The 1,090-nt window shown below is 64.3% G+C and carries 1 protein-coding gene; it reads right to left on the reverse strand.

All coding sequences use genetic code 11. The features are described 5' to 3' along the window. On the reverse strand, positions 1–1,090 hold a 1,090-nt coding region (locus tag K0F85_RS28670), incomplete at both ends, for a TonB-dependent receptor plug domain-containing protein (protein WP_374198666.1).

Genomic DNA, 1,090 nt, shown 5'->3' on the forward strand with positions numbered 1-1,090 from the left:
CGCCATACAGGCCGAGACTGGCCTCGCGCACGCGGTCTTCGCGCACCGTGGCTTGCCGCACCCGCTGCAGCGTGCCGTACAGGCCCACGGGCGATAAACGGTCGACACGTCCCTGCACGCCGACCTTGTTGCGCAGGGGAAGACCGAACAGCTGCGTGGCCCAGCTTTCGCTGGCGTTCACGCCCGCCACCGTGCGCCGCTCGCTTTGCTGGAACTGGTCGCCCTGCTCGGGATAGGCCAGGAAATACGTGAAATCGCTGTTGAGTTCCAGCTGCGAGCGGATGACATAGGCGTCGAATTCAAACAGCCGGTTCTCCGTGCGCTGGCGCATCGCGTACGACAGGCTGGTGCGCGAGGTGTCGCCACCATCGCTGGACGCCAGGCTGCCGAAACGGCCGAGCTGGCCGGACTCCACGGCCCGCAGCGGCACCTGGTCGGTGGCATTCCAGCTATTTTTATAGGCCATGGCCGTCACGCTGAAGCCGTCATCCGGCGTGCCCTGGCTGTAGCGCAGCACGCCGCTGACCTTGCGCACGCGCTCGGGCACATCCCAGGGGCCGTTGTTGCGGTTCACTTCCAGGGCGTACAGCAAGCTGCCTTGTGCTGCGGCAAAGGAATCGGCGACGACACCGCGCACATAGCCGTGCTGGCCGACGGAAATGCTGGCCTGGCCTTGCGGCAATTTGTCGGCCAGGCGGATGCGCGCGCTGCCTGCCGAGGAAAAATCGCCTTCGCCGGCGAAATACGGCCCCTTCTTGTAGTCGATGCGCTGCACCAGCTCGGGAATGAGGAAATTGAGGTCGGAATACCCCTGTCCATGCGCATGCGTACGCATATTGACGGGCATGCCGTCCACGTAGGTAGCGAAATCCGTGCCATGGTCAAGGTTAAAGCCGCGCAAGAAGTACTGGTTGGCCTTGCCGTCGCCGCTGTGCTGGGTAACGATCAGTCCCGGCACGAATTCCAGCAATTCGCCCGTGCGCAAGGCGGGGCGATTGACGATCAGTTCGCTGGTGATGACACCCTGGCTGGCCGCATCCGAGGTGCCTACGGCGTTGTCATAGTGGCCCGTCACGCGCACCGTGCGCTG

It is taken from the genome of Janthinobacterium sp. UMAB-56, from assembly GCF_900095265.1.
GTDB lineage: Bacteria > Pseudomonadota > Gammaproteobacteria > Burkholderiales > Burkholderiaceae_D > Janthinobacterium.